The following is a 14,912-nucleotide window of genomic DNA, read 5'->3' as shown; positions in this document are numbered from 1 at the left end:
AGTAAGCACGCTGATTATCATCCTGGCGACTCAGACGGTGACGAATTCCTTCAGGGCCTCGAGTTGGGCGAGCCGGCACTCGGGTTTCAGGTACATCATGTGACCGGCTTCGTGGTAGTGGTGCGAGATTCGTGCACGCGCTTGCTCGTCGAGTTTCATGTGCGCGAAGACGTACTCTGCGGCGAAGTGAGGGGTGGCTCCGTCCTGGTAACCGTAGTCAACGTGGACGCGGAGGGCCGGGTTGTGGACCATGAGCCGTTCCAGCACCTCGCTTACGTCAACCGGTGCTCCCTCGAACGTGCGGTAGCTCCATGGGTGAACCCGGGCGGTCAGGATCTCGTACGGGAGATCATTCTCGTAACCGAGCTCCGCCCGAAGGTAGTGGTTGATCGCGGCGGCGAAGGGGCCGGTGATGGCGCGCATACTCGGGTCATCATTTGACGACGACGACTGCAGGTTCGCCGGCGGTGAAGTGAATCGGCCATCGATCCGGCCGACCACCAGGCCGTCCGCGCGAAGCAGTTCCGCCGCGAATTCGTGGTAGGCCCAGCGCAGGTTGGTGCGGCGGATGAATGCCTCGTCGAGCGTAGTGAGGGCACTCAGGCGGGTGACGACGTCGTCGTACTCTGGCTCGGTGAGTCGCGCTCCCTGGCTGAGCGCATACCCGAAGTCCCGGGCCGCGAACTCCTCGGCTTCGCGGACGACGTCGGCCAGCTCCCTCCCCGGGTGGCGCCCGTGATAGTGGGCGATGGCTGCGTAAGTGGGCACGTGGAGTGCGTATGGTGTGTCGCTGCCGGGAAAGAAGCGGAGCGTGGACATGTTGAGAACCGTGGAGATGAGGCCGAGGCCGTTGACGGCCATGCCGTAGGCGTCGAAGAGCCGGCCGGCAACCGCGACGGCGCGAAGGGTTCCGTAGGACTCGCCGACGAGGTACTTGGGGGAGAGCCAGCGGTTGTTGCGCGTGGTCCAGAGACGGATCACTTCGGCAACGAGGTCGCGGTCCTCGATGAAGGCGTGGAATTCGTCGGGTTTTTCGCCTTCGATGACGCGGGAGAAGCCGGTGCTGACCGGATCGATCAGCACGAGGTCGCTGTGTTCGAGGAGGGATTCGGGGTTATCGACCAGGCCAAAGGGCGGGGGAGTCATGGAGCCGACGTCGCCGGAGTTGACCAGGCGCGGACCGAGGAGGCCGAGGTGCAGCCACACCGAGGATGATCCGGGCCCACCGTTGAAGGCGAACGTTACCGGGCGGTTCTGGTCCCCGTCGTCCTTGGTATAGGCGACCACGAAGATCTCCGCCTTGGGCTTGAATCCTTCGGACTTGCCGTCCTTGATTTCCTCGCGACGCAGCACCAGCCGCCCCGTGGTGGTGGTGTAGGCGAGGCCGGATGGTGCCGTGTGCTGCCGGGTGACGAAGTCGTCGCTGACTTCCTTGACGGCGTCGGGCTCTGTCTTCTCGGTGGTGGTGTCTTCGGTTGCGAATTTGTCAGCCATGGTTCGAGCGTACCTGTGGTTGTGGCAGGCAACTACCCTTGTCCGGATACTGAGTCGGCCGGTTCCCTGTCCGCAGCCCATTCCTGGTGTTGTTCGGGGCGGGCGAAGAACAGTGCGGCGAGGAGGCCGATCAGCACTATGGCGGCGGGCAACAGCAGCGCCTGGCCCATCGCCGCGGAGTATCCTGCGGCATTGTCGGCGTTCTCAGTGGCGGCGTTGGCGGCCAGCCGTGCCTGCATCATGGCGGCAATACCGGCGCTGCCAATGACGGCGCCGACCTGGCGGGTGGTGTTGTAAACCCCTGATCCTGCGCCGGCGAGCGACGGCGCGAGGTTGCGCGTGGCGGTGAGCGAGACGGGCGCCCAGATGCCGGCGCTGGACAGGCCGACGAGCGCGATCGGCAGGAGGAGGAGCCAGATAGGAGTGTCCGGGGCGAGAATGAGCCCCAGCCAGAAGAGCGCTGTTGCCATGCCGGCGAACCCGAAGATAGCCATGTACTTCGGGTTGCCCCGCTGGACGAGCTTGCCGATGAATGGCGCCAGCGCGCCCGAAATCACGGCCATCGGCGTCAGTAGGAGCGCCGCTTCCGTGGGTGAGAGGCCGCGGACGTTCTGCGTGTACAGCATGAGCGGCAGGCTGATGGTGGTGATGGTGAAGCCCATGGCGGAGATCGCGGTATTGGCGAGGGAGAAGTTCCGGTCCCTGAACAGCCTGAGCGGAACGAGCGGTTCCTTGCGGTTGTAACGCTGCCAGACAATGAATGCGGTGAACAGTACCGCCCCGGTGATGATCAGCGACCACACGGAGATGGGGCCCGCGATGGTGCCCCAGTTGTAGCTCTCGGCCTCCTGGAGTCCGAACACCAGGCAGAACATGCCAGCCGCGCTGAGAACCACACCGAGCAAGTCAAAGGTGTGGCTGGTTGTGCTCAGCTTCGGCACCAGGCGATAGGCAAGAAAGAAGCCGACGACGCCGACAGGCACGTTCACGAAGAAGATCCACTCCCAGCCGAGGGAGTCCACGAGCAGGCCGCCGAGGACCGGTCCGACGAGGGTTGCGATGCCCGCCACGGAGCCCCACAGTCCCATGGCTGAGCCGCGACGATCCGGCGGGAAAATGCGGGTGATGACGGACATGGTTTGTGGTGTCATGAGGGCGGCGCCGAGGCCCTGGAGGACGCGCGCGAGGATGAGCAGTTCAATGGTTCCGGCGAACCCGCAGAGCGCACTGGAGAGTGTGAAGACGGTCAGGCCTGCGAGGTACATGCGCCGCGGGCCAAAGCGATCCCCGAGGCGACCGGTGATGAGCAGCGGGACAGCGTAGGCCAGCAGGTAGGCGCTGGTGACCCAGATCGCGTTGTCTATATCCGCATTGAGCCCCTCCATGATGGCCGGCGTAGCGACGGACACAATGGTGGAGTCAACCAGGATCATGAAGAACCCGATGACGAGGGACCAGAGTGCCGGCCACGCGCGGATTTCTGGGGCGGCGGATTGCATGGTTCGAGCGTACAACCGGGCTCTGACATTTGCTTCCCGGAGGTGGGGCTGAGGTATCTTTGACTCTGCGGGGCTTTAGCTCAGTTGGTAGAGCGTTTCGTTCGCAATGAAAAGGTCAGGGGTTCGATTCCCCTAAGCTCCACTTCTGTCTCCATCGGTGCCGGAGTGCCTCATCGCAGACCGTTCATCTACTAAGTCCTTTCCAGAAACGCTGGCTCCCAGCAAACGACGCGGTGTCGATCCAACTACGTTTGCGCGAAGTCAACGAATTCGTTGGTTCCATGCGGCGACTTCGTGATCGCAGAGTGTCGGTGCCGCGTGGGAGGATTGGTTGCTGTGACGGACCACTCAGTTTTCCCTTCGCCAGCGGACGCCTGTGGCACCTCGGACAGCTACGGCCCCTTCGCCTACCTCAGCACGCCTAACGCGCAGTTGTACCGGCGCGTGATGCGCGCGCTGATGTCAGAGAAGGAACGGTTCACGGTGCATGTGCGTCCGGAACAGATCTGGATGGCACTGGAGAACGACGGCGAAGAACAGGTCGAGGAGAGCACAGTTGCTGAGGCGCTGGAGCGATTGTCTCAGCCCAGCTGGGCAAATGTTCTCGCCTTTCCCGACTCAAGCAGGGTCACGGCGCTGGAGGATTTCTACCGACGCCGGATGCTTTACCAGCTGTCACGACAGGGCGAGGCCGCTGAGCGGGCGCTCGCCCAGTACGACGCCGCGCTGGGTACCCGGGGCGCCCTCCAGTCGGTGGCACTGGAAGACATTGCTGTGCTGCTCACCAACCTCCGCGACACCGTCGCCGCCCACGCAGCGGGCGGGGAGGTAGATACGGCGCTGACCCACCAGACTCTCCGCAGCCTTCGCGAGCGTTTCGTCGAGCTGGCGGAGAATGCTGTGGCGTTCATGGGTTCGATGCAGCGCACTATAGACCTTCACGATGCGGACGTGGAGGCTTTTCTGGCGTATAAGGAGGAGCTCATCGCGTACCTGGAGCGGTTCATCAACGATCTGCTCACACGCGGCGCCTCGATCGTTGAACTGCTCGGGAGCATCCCGGAGGACGGGGTGCGGTTCCTCGCTGCCACCGCTGCCGAACGTGAGGCCATCGATGCAGCCCCGGCGGAAGCCGACTCGGCGCGCGCCACGGCGCAGGAGACCTGGTTGCGGCAATGGTCGGGTCTGAGCGACTGGTTCGTAAGCACACCGGCAAGGGAAAGCGAAGCCAGGCTTCTGCGGGCTCGGGCGCGAGCGGCCATCCCAGCACTGCTCGCGGTGGTGCGGGCGCTGCACGAGAAGGCGGGCGGCCGCACTGACCGGACTCAGGATTTCCTCACCCTTGCGAGGTGGTTCTCTGAACTTCCCACCGACGCGGATCGTCACCGGTTGTGGCGCTCTGCCTTCGCCCTGGCACCGGTGCGCCATCTCAGCGTCACCGCAGCCACCGAGGACGCCTGGGCAGCGGCGGAGCTGGCAAATACGACGCCCTGGGCGGACGCGCCGCCACTGGAGATCAGCCCCCAGCTGCGCCGAGCCGGATCATATGAGCGCAGAGGCAAATCGGCCCGGGTGGTGGACCGGACTGAGGCGAAGCGGATGTTGCTTGAGAGCGCCCGGCACGAGTTGGAACAGACCGCGGCGGCACGTCGCCGGATCCTTACAGACGGGCCAAAACCCCTCTCTGCCTTCGGGGAACTGGATCCGACAGCCTTCCGGTTGTTCCTCGGGCTGCTCGGTGACGCGCTGGCTGCCATGGGTCCGCAGGCTTCCACCGCACAGGTACACACCTCAGACGGCGAGCTCACCGTTACCCTCACCCGGATAGCTGGAGCGGGGACCATGGTGATTACCACGCCGGACGGCGATCTGTCCGGACCCGATCATCTGGTCGACATCGCTTCTGCCGTCGACGTCCGTGAAGCACACGCTGAGGTTGAGCCGCCGGTGGAGGCGTTCGTATGAGCCGAGTCGATCTGGCTCCCAGTATCTCGGGCGCATTGGAGGTCCGGGAGGCTGAAGGGCGCACACGGGTGCTGCGGGCCCTGCTGGTTCGCCCGGTGCTGCGGGCACAAGTCGACGGTGAGCTGTTCCGGCTGGCCCGGCGGCATGCCGACACACTCCGGGGATGGTTCGACCGGGAGACTGGGTGGCGCCTGGTCGTCGAGTCACAGACGGTGCGCCTGCTGACCTCCTACGTCCCCCAGGGCCCCACGGCGATCGCCGTCGCCGAGCGGCATCCGGCCCGCGGTCGAAGGGGCGACCCACCATTTACCCGGCGCCGTTACGTCCTGCTCTGTCTGGCGCTGGCTGTGCTGGAGCGGTCCGATCCGCAGATCTCGCTTGGCCGGCTGGCGGAGGATGTCGTGCTCGCCGCCCGACAGCCGGACCTAAACGGTGTGGTGTTCACTCTGGGCGGGCGGGAGGAACGTTCCGACCTCGTGGCCGCGATTCGGCTGCTCCTGGGCCACGGGGTGCTGGTCCGGGTGGCAGGTGACGAGGAATCGTACGTCTCGGCGGGCGGGGACGCGTTGTACGACGTGGACCGGCGGGTACTGGCCACGATGCTCTCGACCTCCCACGGACCGGGGCTGGTCGGCGTTGCGTTAGGCCCTGCCCCGGCGATCGACCAGATCGAGGAAGCGCTGCACGAGCCGCCCACGGCATACACCGATGAGGAGTCCACTAGGCAGCTGCGCCACGCCGTCTCGCGGCGTCTGTTGTGCGACCCTGTGGTTTACTACGACGAGCTTCCCGACGACCAGCGCAGCTATCTCGTCGGCCAGCGGGTCCAGCTGACCCGGCGGCTGGCCGAGGCCACCGGGCTGGTGCCCGAACTGCGGGCCGAAGGTGTCGCCCTTGTGGACCCCGACGACCAGCTCACCGATGTGCGCATGCCGGAGCAGGGCACGGACGGGCACGCCACGCTTCTACTGGCCGAACAGCTCGCTGCAGCCGGCACCACCGAGGTCGCAACCTTGCGGCAGCGGGTGAAACGGCTCGCGAAGGACCACGCTGCCTTCTGGCGCAAGACCACCCAGGAGCCGGGCGCGGAGAATGCGATCGTAGCCGACGCACTCGACCGTCTTGTCGGCCTGGGCTTGGTGCGGGTCGTCGGCGACGGACCCGACGCCGTCGTCCACCCGCTGCCGGCGCTGCGACGGTTCGACGTCACCGCTCCGACCATCACGAACAGGAGAGCCCGATGAGTAGCCTCAACGGAGTTGACGAGCAAGCTCGCGCGCACGGCGCCCAGGCACAGGGCACAGAGTCCGACGGCGCGCTCCCTCGCCCCACCAACGAGCGCTGGCAGCCCCTGCGCCTTGGTCTGGTGGACCTTTTCTACTACGACGACGAGCAGTTCTGGTTCCACGACGGGCGACTGCTCCTGCGGGGCAACAACGGCACAGGGAAGTCGAAGGTGCTGGCCCTGACGCTGCCCTTCCTGTTGGACGGCTCGATCGCGCCGCGGCGCGTGGAGCCGGACGCCGACCCCAAGAAGCGCATGGAGTGGAACCTGCTGCTGGGTGGTGCCCATCAAAGCCCGGAGCGGACGGGATACTCGTGGGTCGAATTCGGGCGCGTGGATACCGACGGCACGGAGCACTTCACCACGCTGGGTATCGGCCTCAAGGCGGCCGCGGGCCGGGGCATCGTCAAGACCTGGTACTTCACCAGCACACGACGGATCGGTGATATCCGCCTGTTGGACGGCAACCGTGCGGTGTTGAGCCAGGAACGTCTGCGTGAGGAGCTGACCTCCACCGGATCCGGTCAGGTCTACCCCACTCAGGAGGCGTATCGGAGGGCCGTGGACGAGGCGATGTTCCGGCTGGGCGAGGAACGGTATACCGCTCTGATTGATTTGCTGATCCAGCTGCGCCAGCCGCAGTTGTCCAAGAAGCCGGACGAGAAGGCGCTTTCCACGGCGCTGACTGAGGCGCTCGCACCACTGGACCAGGCCGTCGTCGCCGATGTCGCCGAGTCCTTCCGGTCGCTGGAGGACGAGCGTGCCGGAATCGCCGAGGCGAAGGAGACGCTCGGCGCGACACAGGTCTTTCTGCGGCACTACGGGGTCTATGCTCAAGTCGCGTCCCGACGCCACACCACGGCGGTCCGATTGGCCAACTCGGCGTACGAGCACGCCGGTCGCGACCTGCGCGAGGCCGAAGAGAGGCTGACTGCCGCCGGGGACGAGGTCGAACGGCTCGCCGACCTCCAGGAGGAGACCGAGGAACAGCAGAGCACGCTGCAGGGGCAGGAGCAGGCGCTGCAGACGAGTCCGGAAATGCGCGACGCCGACCGCCTCGATCAGGCATCACGCGAAGCCACCGAGACAGAGCGCCGGGCCACTGACGCCGGGAACGAAGCGGAACGAGCGGCCGCCGCGGCGGTCAAGGACACAGAAGCTGCGACCGCCGCTGCCCGCCGGTATGAGGAGGCGGCCGCCAGATCCGGGCGTCACGAGTCGAGCGCCGCCCGCCTGGCGGAAGCGGCGGGACTTCGGGCAGAGCACCCGAGAATCACCAGCGACCCGGACGAGGCCGAGCGGGCACTGAACCGCCGGCGCGCGCAAGTAAAGCATGTCCGCCGCCTGCTGGATGCGGCACAGGAGGCCAAGGCGCGGGCCGACCGGGAGCGGCAGGCGCTCGATGGCGCGCAGAGCGAGTCGGCGGGCCGGGCGGAGGACCTGCAGGCCGCCCACGACACCGTCGAGACTGCCGTCGCGGCCCATCGCGACGGCATAAGGGAGCACCTGGCGTCGCTGACAGCTATCGTGCTGGATCGTGAAGCGGATGAGCTCACCGACCTGGCCGAGGACTGGGGACGCAGCATGTCCGGCGAGTCACCCGTACGCTCTGCGCTGGAGGCCGCGGCCACGACGGCGCTCGACCGGCTTACTCTAGAGCGGGCCGGGATCGAGCACGAGGCCGCACGGCTGGAGGCAGAGCTGGCATCGCTCCGCACGGAGATCGCCGATCTGGAGGCAGGCCGCGATCCGGTGCCGCCACCGGCACCTGGGCGGGACCAACTGGGCCGGGAAGGTCGCGACGGCGCGCCGCTGTGGTGGCTGACGGACTTCGCCGATGCCCTGCCGGACGCCGAACGGGCCGGCGTCGAGGCGGCCCTGCAGTCGGCCGGGCTGCTGGACGCCTGGATCTTCCCGGACGGCACCGTGACGACCGGTAAGGACGTCGTGCTCAGCGCCACGGGACCGCAGGTGAGCGACTCACTGGTGGCGGTGCTGGTGCCGTCGGCCGGACACGACGGTCCGGTCGAAGCGCATGTGGTGCGGTCCATCCTTGGCCGCATCGGGTGGGGCGAGGCTTCGGGTGCAGCAGTGTGGCTGGACGGCGGGGGACGCTGGGGGGCCGGCCCCGCACGTGGGTCCTGGTCCAAGGAGAGGGCAGAGTTCCTCGGTGCCAGCGCGCGGGAGGCCCACCGCCGTGAGGTGCTGGCCCGGCTTGGCACGCGGGCCGAGGGCTTCGAGAACGAGCTCACGACGGCGCAGGCACGGGGAGCGGCCGCCGATCGAATGGCCGAACAGGTGCGCAACGAGCGCGCCGGCTATCCGCTTCGGCTCGAGCGCGAGCTGGGAACTGTGCATGATCGCGTTGCCGCGGGGCAGCAGGAACTGGAGCGCGCACAGGGCAAAGCCGCTGCGGCGCTCCAGAGCTGGGAGAATGCCGCAGACGCAGCGAGTGACGCCGTCGAGGAGCTGACCGATCAGGGCGCGCAGCTTGGCGTAGGCACTACGGTCGGTGATACCGACGATGCCCTGGCCGCCGTCACGTCCTACGAGGTCGCTCTGGTGGAGACCAGACAGGCGGTCCGCGCCGTCGACGATGCAGCTGCTGCCCGCGAGCAGGCGGCCGAGCGTGCAGCTGAGGCGGTCGAGCTCCGGCAGCGGCGTGAGTCCGAGCACCGCGAGGTGAGAACGCAGGCAGCCGGTCTACGGGCGAAGTACGAGGCGCTGCACGCCACCGTGGGTGCCTCGGTAGCCGAACTCCAGGACCGGCTGCGTGAAACTACCGATGCGCTGGTGGCAGTCGCGAAGGATCTTAAGGCGATCGCCAGGGACCAGCTGGCCGCGGCGACGAGCCACGGGAGCCTGGAGGAGAGCGTCCGCGACCTGGGAAGACGGCGCGAAGAGGCCGCGACGGCACGTGAGGAGCGGATCAATGCACTGCGTGAGTTCGCCGGGACCGGGCTACTGCGGGTCGCGATGCCGGATCTTGTGGTCCCAGCCGAAGACGCACCGGAGGAGTGGAACCTCACCGCGGTCCTGAGTCTGTCCCGTGGTGCCGAGCAGCAGCTGAACGACGTCGACGAGTCCGCCGACGCATGGGGCCGCGCCCAGCAGCGGGTGTCAACTGCGTCCACGGAGCTGACGACGCAGATGAGCCGGCACGGGCACACCGCTTTCGTGGAGCAGCGAGGCGACGTGATGGTGGTGCGGGTGCGTTATGTTCACGACGAGGTCGACGTCGACCGGCTGGCGGACCGGCTTGCGGAAGACGTCGCGGCCCGCGAGCGCCTGCTCAGTGCCCGTGAGCGCGAGATCCTCGAGAACCACCTCGTCAACGAGGTGGCCGGTCACCTGCATGAGTTGCTGCACACCGCCGAAGAGCAGATCGACCGGATGAACCGCGAGTTGGCCGAGCGTAAGACCTCTACCGGGATGCAGTTGCGTGTCAGGTGGCGCGAGCGCGGCGACGGTCCGGCTGGTCTGGCAGCAGCCAGGGGCCTGATGATCCGCTCCGATGCCACCTGGACGCCCGAGGACCGTTCCGCGATCGGGGACTTCCTGCAGGCGCAGATCGCGGAGGTCCGCCAGATTGATCCGACCGGTGGCTGGCAGGAGCACCTGGAGCAGGCCCTCGACTACCGGCAGTGGCACACCTTTGTGGTCGAGCGATGGCAGAACGGGCAGTGGAGGTCGGCGTCCGGGCCTGCGTCCGGCGGCGAGCGTGCCCTGGCGGTGTCGGTGCCGCTCTTCGCAGCCGCCTCGGCACACTACAACTCGGCCGGCCCGCACGCACCGCGCCTCATTCTGCTTGACGAGGCCTTCGCCGGCGTGGATGACGACTCCCGGGCGAAGTCGCTGGGGCTGCTGGCGACCTTCGACCTCGATGTCGTGATGACCAGCGAACGTGAGTGGGGCTGCTACCCGCAGGTGCCGGGACTCTCGATTGCCCAACTGTCCCGCGTGGAAGGAGTCGACGCCGTGGGTGTTACGCGGTGGCAGTGGGACGGTCGACGTCGGCAGCGGGTCGCGGAGGTCGGCACAGGAGCACGAGCTGGCGGTGATTCCCCGGTCTCCTCGGATGATGCAAGCTTGTTCGGATGACCGGGCAGCAATCGGTTGGGCCGCTGGCGGTGGGAGGAGACAGGGCGGCACTGGACCGGCTGCTGGGCGTTCCCGGAATGGCGTGGTTCGTCGCGAGGGTCCGAGGGCGAATCCTGGCAGCCGGGGACGAGCCGCTGAGCGGCGTCGTCCAGTTGAACGAACCGACGGCCGAGCAGCGAGCCAGCGCCATGAGACTGGTGGGACGGCCGAAGCGGGCCGGGTCGACGCTGCGGGTGGACCTCGCCGTCGTCGAGGAGATCCTGCGCCGCGGACCATGGCCGGCGGGGCTCGCTGACGCTGTCGAGACCCTGAGCGGGCCCGTCGCGGACCGCGGGGCCGAGCGGGCACAGGAAGCCGCTGCATGGGACGCGGCTCGAGATGGCCTCGCCCCGGCGGCTGCCCGGTTTCCTCGACTTATTGACTGGTGGAACACCTGGTGCGCAACCGGTGTACTGAAGCGAGCCGCACGGGCGGAGGCGGCTCGAGAATCCGTGGCCATGTCACCCGCTGTTGGCGAGAACTTAGTGAGCAAGTTGGCCGCTGTGCTCGAGATGCTGCCTGCGTCCGGGGAGCCAATCACTCTCCTGGCTCGGCGGGCGGTAGGCGACGCACATGCTTTGGATATGTCCCGCCCGCTTGGACGGCTCGCCGCTACCGTGGCCAAGGCAGCGTTCATACCTCACCGGGCGACCGCCGAGAATGAGTTGTCGCACCGCGATGCATGGGCTGCTGCCGGAGTAGTGCTGTCGAACCTTGCCTCAACCGTCCTGTGCCTGGGCGTCCCGGGAGTACCTGCGAAGGCCGCGAAGACTGTCGGTCCTACGCCCCAGATGGCGACGGCAACGGCGTTGGAAGCAATGCGGGCAGCCCGTATGCCCGTGATCCTGACGCTCGACCAGGTGCGCTCCGGCGGTGTGCGTGCGGTCCCGCGCGGCAGCGCCATCCACATTTGCGAGAACCCGACCGTCGTTGAGGTTGTGGCCGAGCGCTGGGCAGGAGTTACGCCTGTTGACGGCACATCCGGCGCGGGTGATCCAGTGCTTGTGTGTACCTACGGTCAACCGAGCAGGGCGGTAATTGAACTGTTGCGGAGACTCGCCAGCGACGGCGCAGAGTGTCGGTATCACGGTGACTTCGACTGGGCAGGGCTAAGGATTGCGCGGTATCTGCGCGAACAGGTGGCATGGGTGCCGTGGCGCTACTCGGCCGCCGACTATCGCGAGGCCACGGAAACCGGGATGCCTTCGCGACGTTTGACAGGAACATCAGCCGAGTCTCCATGGGATCCGGAGCTCGCTACCGCGATGACCGAGTATGGCTTAGCCGTGGAGGAGGAGGCCGTGACGGATCTGCTGGTAACGGATGTGCTGGCGCCCCGGACCGGTCACCGTACCGATGTGTTTGAGGCCAAGTAGATGCTCACGGGTGCATGAAGCGACGCGCCCCTTCTCGCTCATAGCAGTGTCGCGTTGCTCGGCACGTTGTCGAAGCGCCGTCCGGCCGGATTCGGCCTCATGAGTGTGAAGACAAGTAGCACAATCGCGCCGATCAGCGGGAACAGCCCGATGAAGATCATCCAACCGCTCATGTTGATGTCATGCAATCGGCGAACCAGGATGGAAATCGTCGGAATGAAAATGATAGCCGCCCAAATCCAGGCAAGAGCGGCGCCGAGATCGCTGGGGTCGTCAAACCCGCCCATCCCTGAGTTGCGCATGCTAAGTCGGACTATTTCGTCAACGCCATCAATCACCAGCCCAACAAGCCCTGTAAAAAGTACACTCCACCAGTATTCGCTGCGACTCGCTCGTCCCGAGAAGGTAGCGTACTTCCTCCAGTAGCGTCGCACAGCAGTAAAAAACCGTGCGCCGTAGTGTGGCAGCCAAAGCGGCGGTTCCACGTTCCATTGAGCGGATGTTGAATACTGCTCGTATGACATGTTTCCCCCGAAGCTGCTGAGCGTTCAATCCCTCCGCGCGCGTTTTGCTAACGCGCGGAGAGTTGGTCTCTCGTCCGTGCTGACATACGCAGAAGGCAGTAACATGATCAATATATCGAATAATGCTCAGAATAGACCATATGTTGGGTATATCGATCATTCCGTCCAATACGTCGTATGATCGATATATGGAACATGACGCGACCCCCTTCTACCGCGCCGTCGACGCCGCGTCGCTGGGCAGATCGATTGGCGAGGCTCGGAAGGAAGTCGGCCTGACGCAGCAGGAACTGGCAGTCCGGCTCGGCGTTGGAAGGGGAACCGTTGTTCGGTTGGAGAGCGGTGAAGCGGTTTCCGTCATCGTGGCAATGAAAGCGATCCGCGTTCTCGGGCGCGACGTTGCATTAGTACCCCGATTCTCAAGGCTGCAGGTCAAGCAGTGAACTCACGGCAGGGTATGGAAGTTTTCCTGCATGGTCGGCATATCGGAATGCTTACCGGTACTTCACTGAGGCTCGCCTTCCAATACGATGCAGACGTTGTCGCCGAATACGGTTCCGGCGCTACGTTGCTGTCGTTGTCCTTGCCCCTGTCGCGAAAGAAACTCACTGGGCCGTCGGTCTACAACTACTTCGACGGACTCCTTCCCGAGGGTCAGGTAAGGTCGCAGCTCGCGATGGACAACGGTGTTTCCGCGCCGGACGCCCTCGGGTTGCTTCGAGTATTGGGAGCAGACTGCGCCGGCGCAGTGCAGGTACTGCCTGCTGGCGTGAACCCTCAGCAGGCGGGTAACGGCAAGTCGCTCACACACGGCGAGGTCGCGAATATCGTTGAGGCGCTACCAACATGGGACTTGCCGGAGGACTTCATGATCACCGCCTCCCTCGGCGGAGTCCAATCGAAGGTTCTCCTAAGCCGGATCGATGGTGGCTGGTCCTGGCCCGGCAGTGGCGCGGTTTCGACCCACATCATCAAACCGGACCCGCTGGACTCCCCGGTGCCTCACCTCCTCGCCTCCGAGGATTGGGCGCTGAAGGTTGCGTCCGCCGCAGGGCTGCCCGCTGCGGAAAGTTGGCTTGAAACGTTCGGCTCCCGCAGGGCAATCGTCGTGAAGCGGTTCGACCGCACAGCCGCCGGTGGTCGGGTGCACCAGGAGGATTTCACGCAGGCGTTAGGGCTTTCCAGCGCCAACAAGTACGAAGGAACGACGGCCTCGCCATCGCGTTTGACCAAGCTCACCTCTTTAGCGGCACCCCACACCCGCGACGAGGAAGAATTCCTCCGCCAACTGCTGCGCGCCGTCACCTTCAACGCGCTCATCGGGAACGGGGACGCGCATTCGAAGAATTACGCCGTGCTCATCCTGGATGGCGGGGAGGTCCGCCTGGCGCCACTGTACGACGCCGCACCGACCCTGCTGTTGCACTCCGCTTCGGTCAACGCCGGTCATACTCTTGGCGGCCAGATCAGACTGCCATACCTAACCTTTGAGCACCTGGTCAACGAGGGCGTTGCATGGGGTCTGCAGGGTTCCGAAGCCCGCCTCACCGCAACTCAAGCCCTGGAATCAGCAGCCGAAGCCGCCGCAGCAACGCCGAGCGTTGAGGAGATCAGCTTCCTGCGCGAACTCGTGCCGGCACGGGCACAAGACCTCCTCAACGGACGCACCGCCCGGCGTAGCCTCGCCTAAGTGGAACCCATCAGCTGCTCGGAAGACCCGGCCGTCCCTGAGCGCTCCGCCACCAGCGATCCAAGCAACTGCAACGTCTCATACCCGGCACTACCCGGTTCAGCCGTATACATCAGGACCCGGTGCCCGGAGCTGTCCGGCGAGGCCAGCACCTCGAAATCCAGTTCGAGGGACCCGACCTCAGGGTGGCGCAGAAACTTCCTACCGGACACGCAGTTCACCACCGGATGCCCAGACCATAGCCCAGAAAACTCGCGGCTCTTCACGGTCAGCTCGCCGACAAGTTCGGTGAGATCGGGATCATCCACCGCCGCACCGGCAATCAGACGCAGGGAAGAGACCGCCCGGGCAGCCTCGTCATCCCACCGGACATAGAACTCCCGTGTGTGCTCGTCAAGGAACAGCATGTGGGTCAGATTCGGCCTCGCTGACGGGTGGTTCGGCGCATCGAAATCGAGATGACCGGCCACCAGCCGGTGCCCCAAAGGTTCCAGGCGAGAACTTCACTTCGACGCCCAAGCACGACGGCGGGAGTCGTCGACATGGACCGGATCAGTCGGGCTATGCCCGGGCGAACGGAATCCGGCTTGCGGGGCGCCCGGCGTGTGCGCTTCACCGGACATGCAAGATTCTTCAGGTGAACGCGTTCGTCGTCGTTCAGGTTCAGTGCACGGCCCAACGCTTCGATAACCGAGTCCGAGGCGTTGGTACTGAGCCCCTGTTCAAGCCGCGCGTAATACGTACTGCTGACGCCGGCAAGCAGGGCAATCTCCTCACGCCTCAACCCCGGCACGCGGCGCAAACCAAAACTGCGAAGGCCGACGTCGTCCGGCTGGAGCGCAGCCCTGCGCACCCTAAGGAACTCCCCAAGTTCACCCACATTGCTCATCTCCCCATCCTGCCCGGGGCAGCGGACATTGTCCTGTCCCTGACAGTGCT

Annotated in this window: 11 protein-coding genes and 1 tRNA gene; 7 read left to right on the top strand and 5 right to left on the bottom strand. The window is 65.7% G+C overall.

Going from position 1 to position 14,912, the window contains the following annotated elements; genetic code table 11:
- Positions 1–30: 30 nt before the first annotated feature.
- Positions 31–1,494, bottom strand: a complete 1,464-nt coding sequence (locus tag BJ994_RS14580) for a S10 family peptidase (protein WP_167995158.1) — start codon at positions 1,492–1,494, stop codon at positions 31–33.
- A 32-nt stretch (positions 1,495–1,526) separates the two neighbouring features.
- A complete protein-coding gene (locus BJ994_RS14575; RefSeq protein WP_167995157.1) occupies positions 1,527–2,993 on the bottom strand; it encodes a DHA2 family efflux MFS transporter permease subunit in 1,467 nt (488 codons plus the stop codon).
- A 69-nt stretch (positions 2,994–3,062) separates the two neighbouring features.
- On the opposite strand from BJ994_RS14575, the gene BJ994_RS14570 reads away from it, so the two are divergent.
- The 5 genes from BJ994_RS14570 to BJ994_RS14550 all read left to right on the top strand — a co-directional run bounded on the left by BJ994_RS14570 (position 3,063) and on the right by BJ994_RS14550 (position 11,759).
- Positions 3,063–3,135 (top strand) — tRNA-Ala (locus BJ994_RS14570).
- 194 nt (positions 3,136–3,329) lie between these two features.
- The gene (locus tag BJ994_RS14565; protein ID WP_167995156.1) at positions 3,330–4,958 is read left to right on the top strand and encodes a TIGR02677 family protein; all 1,629 of its coding nucleotides are present in this window, start codon (positions 3,330–3,332) and stop codon (positions 4,956–4,958) included.
- Positions 4,955–6,202 carry a TIGR02678 family protein gene (locus tag BJ994_RS14560; protein ID WP_167995155.1) on the top strand — a complete coding sequence of 416 codons (1,248 nt, stop codon included), beginning with the start codon at positions 4,955–4,957 and terminating at the stop codon, positions 6,200–6,202. The genes BJ994_RS14565 and BJ994_RS14560 overlap by 4 nt, the downstream gene beginning before the upstream one ends.
- Positions 6,199–10,344 (top strand): TIGR02680 family protein, encoded by a 4,146-nt coding sequence (locus tag BJ994_RS14555; protein ID WP_167995154.1) that lies wholly within the window; start codon positions 6,199–6,201, stop codon positions 10,342–10,344. The genes BJ994_RS14560 and BJ994_RS14555 overlap by 4 nt, the downstream gene beginning before the upstream one ends.
- Positions 10,341–11,759, top strand: coding sequence for a TIGR02679 family protein (locus tag BJ994_RS14550; protein WP_167995153.1), 1,419 nt, complete (start codon positions 10,341–10,343; stop codon positions 11,757–11,759). Before BJ994_RS14555 ends, BJ994_RS14550 begins: the two co-directional genes overlap by 4 nt.
- Positions 11,760–11,797: 38 nt before the next feature.
- On the opposite strand, the gene BJ994_RS14545 is transcribed toward BJ994_RS14550, so the two are convergent.
- Complete coding sequence (locus BJ994_RS14545) at positions 11,798–12,283, bottom strand: DUF805 domain-containing protein (protein WP_167995152.1); 486 nt, start codon at positions 12,281–12,283, stop codon at positions 11,798–11,800.
- 188 nt (positions 12,284–12,471) lie between these two features.
- On the opposite strand from BJ994_RS14545, the gene BJ994_RS14540 reads away from it, so the two are divergent.
- Both BJ994_RS14540 and BJ994_RS14535 read left to right on the top strand, forming a co-directional pair.
- Positions 12,472–12,726, top strand: coding sequence for a helix-turn-helix transcriptional regulator (locus BJ994_RS14540; RefSeq protein WP_209066899.1), 255 nt, complete (start codon positions 12,472–12,474; stop codon positions 12,724–12,726).
- Entirely contained in the window at positions 12,723–13,973 is a 1,251-nt protein-coding gene (locus tag BJ994_RS14535) for a HipA domain-containing protein (RefSeq protein WP_167995151.1), read from the top strand. The genes BJ994_RS14540 and BJ994_RS14535 overlap by 4 nt, the downstream gene beginning before the upstream one ends.
- Here the strand turns inward: BJ994_RS14535 and BJ994_RS18460 are convergent.
- Together BJ994_RS18460 and BJ994_RS18455 are read right to left on the bottom strand one after the other, a co-directional pair.
- Positions 13,970–14,443, bottom strand: a complete 474-nt coding sequence (locus BJ994_RS18460; RefSeq protein WP_342450453.1) for an MmyB family transcriptional regulator — start codon at positions 14,441–14,443, stop codon at positions 13,970–13,972. The genes BJ994_RS14535 and BJ994_RS18460 overlap by 4 nt on opposite strands.
- Complete coding sequence (locus tag BJ994_RS18455) at positions 14,386–14,862, bottom strand: helix-turn-helix domain-containing protein (RefSeq protein ID WP_342450388.1); 477 nt, start codon at positions 14,860–14,862, stop codon at positions 14,386–14,388. The genes BJ994_RS18460 and BJ994_RS18455 overlap by 58 nt, the downstream gene beginning before the upstream one ends.
- Positions 14,863–14,912: the final 50 nt, after the last annotated feature.

Source organism: Arthrobacter pigmenti (assembly GCF_011927905.1).
Taxonomy (GTDB): domain Bacteria; phylum Actinomycetota; class Actinomycetes; order Actinomycetales; family Micrococcaceae; genus Arthrobacter_D; species Arthrobacter_D pigmenti.
The sequence above is the reverse complement of the archived record's forward strand: the minus strand, read 5'-3'. Positions and strand labels throughout refer to the sequence as shown.

Coding starts and splice junctions, on each gene's coding strand:
- BJ994_RS14580 (WP_167995158.1), bottom strand. CDS start 1,494: ATGGCTGACAAATTCGCAACCGAAGACACCACCACCGAGAAGACAGAG.
- BJ994_RS14575 (WP_167995157.1), bottom strand. CDS start 2,993: ATGCAATCCGCCGCCCCAGAAATCCGCGCGTGGCCGGCACTCTGGTCC.
- BJ994_RS14560 (WP_167995155.1), top strand. CDS start 4,955: ATGAGCCGAGTCGATCTGGCTCCCAGTATCTCGGGCGCATTGGAGGTC.
- BJ994_RS14555 (WP_167995154.1), top strand. CDS start 6,199: ATGAGTAGCCTCAACGGAGTTGACGAGCAAGCTCGCGCGCACGGCGCC.
- BJ994_RS14550 (WP_167995153.1), top strand. CDS start 10,341: ATGACCGGGCAGCAATCGGTTGGGCCGCTGGCGGTGGGAGGAGACAGG.
- BJ994_RS14545 (WP_167995152.1), bottom strand. CDS start 12,283: ATGTCATACGAGCAGTATTCAACATCCGCTCAATGGAACGTGGAACCG.
- BJ994_RS14540 (WP_209066899.1), top strand. CDS start 12,472: ATGGAACATGACGCGACCCCCTTCTACCGCGCCGTCGACGCCGCGTCG.
- BJ994_RS18455 (WP_342450388.1), bottom strand. CDS start 14,862: ATGAGCAATGTGGGTGAACTTGGGGAGTTCCTTAGGGTGCGCAGGGCT.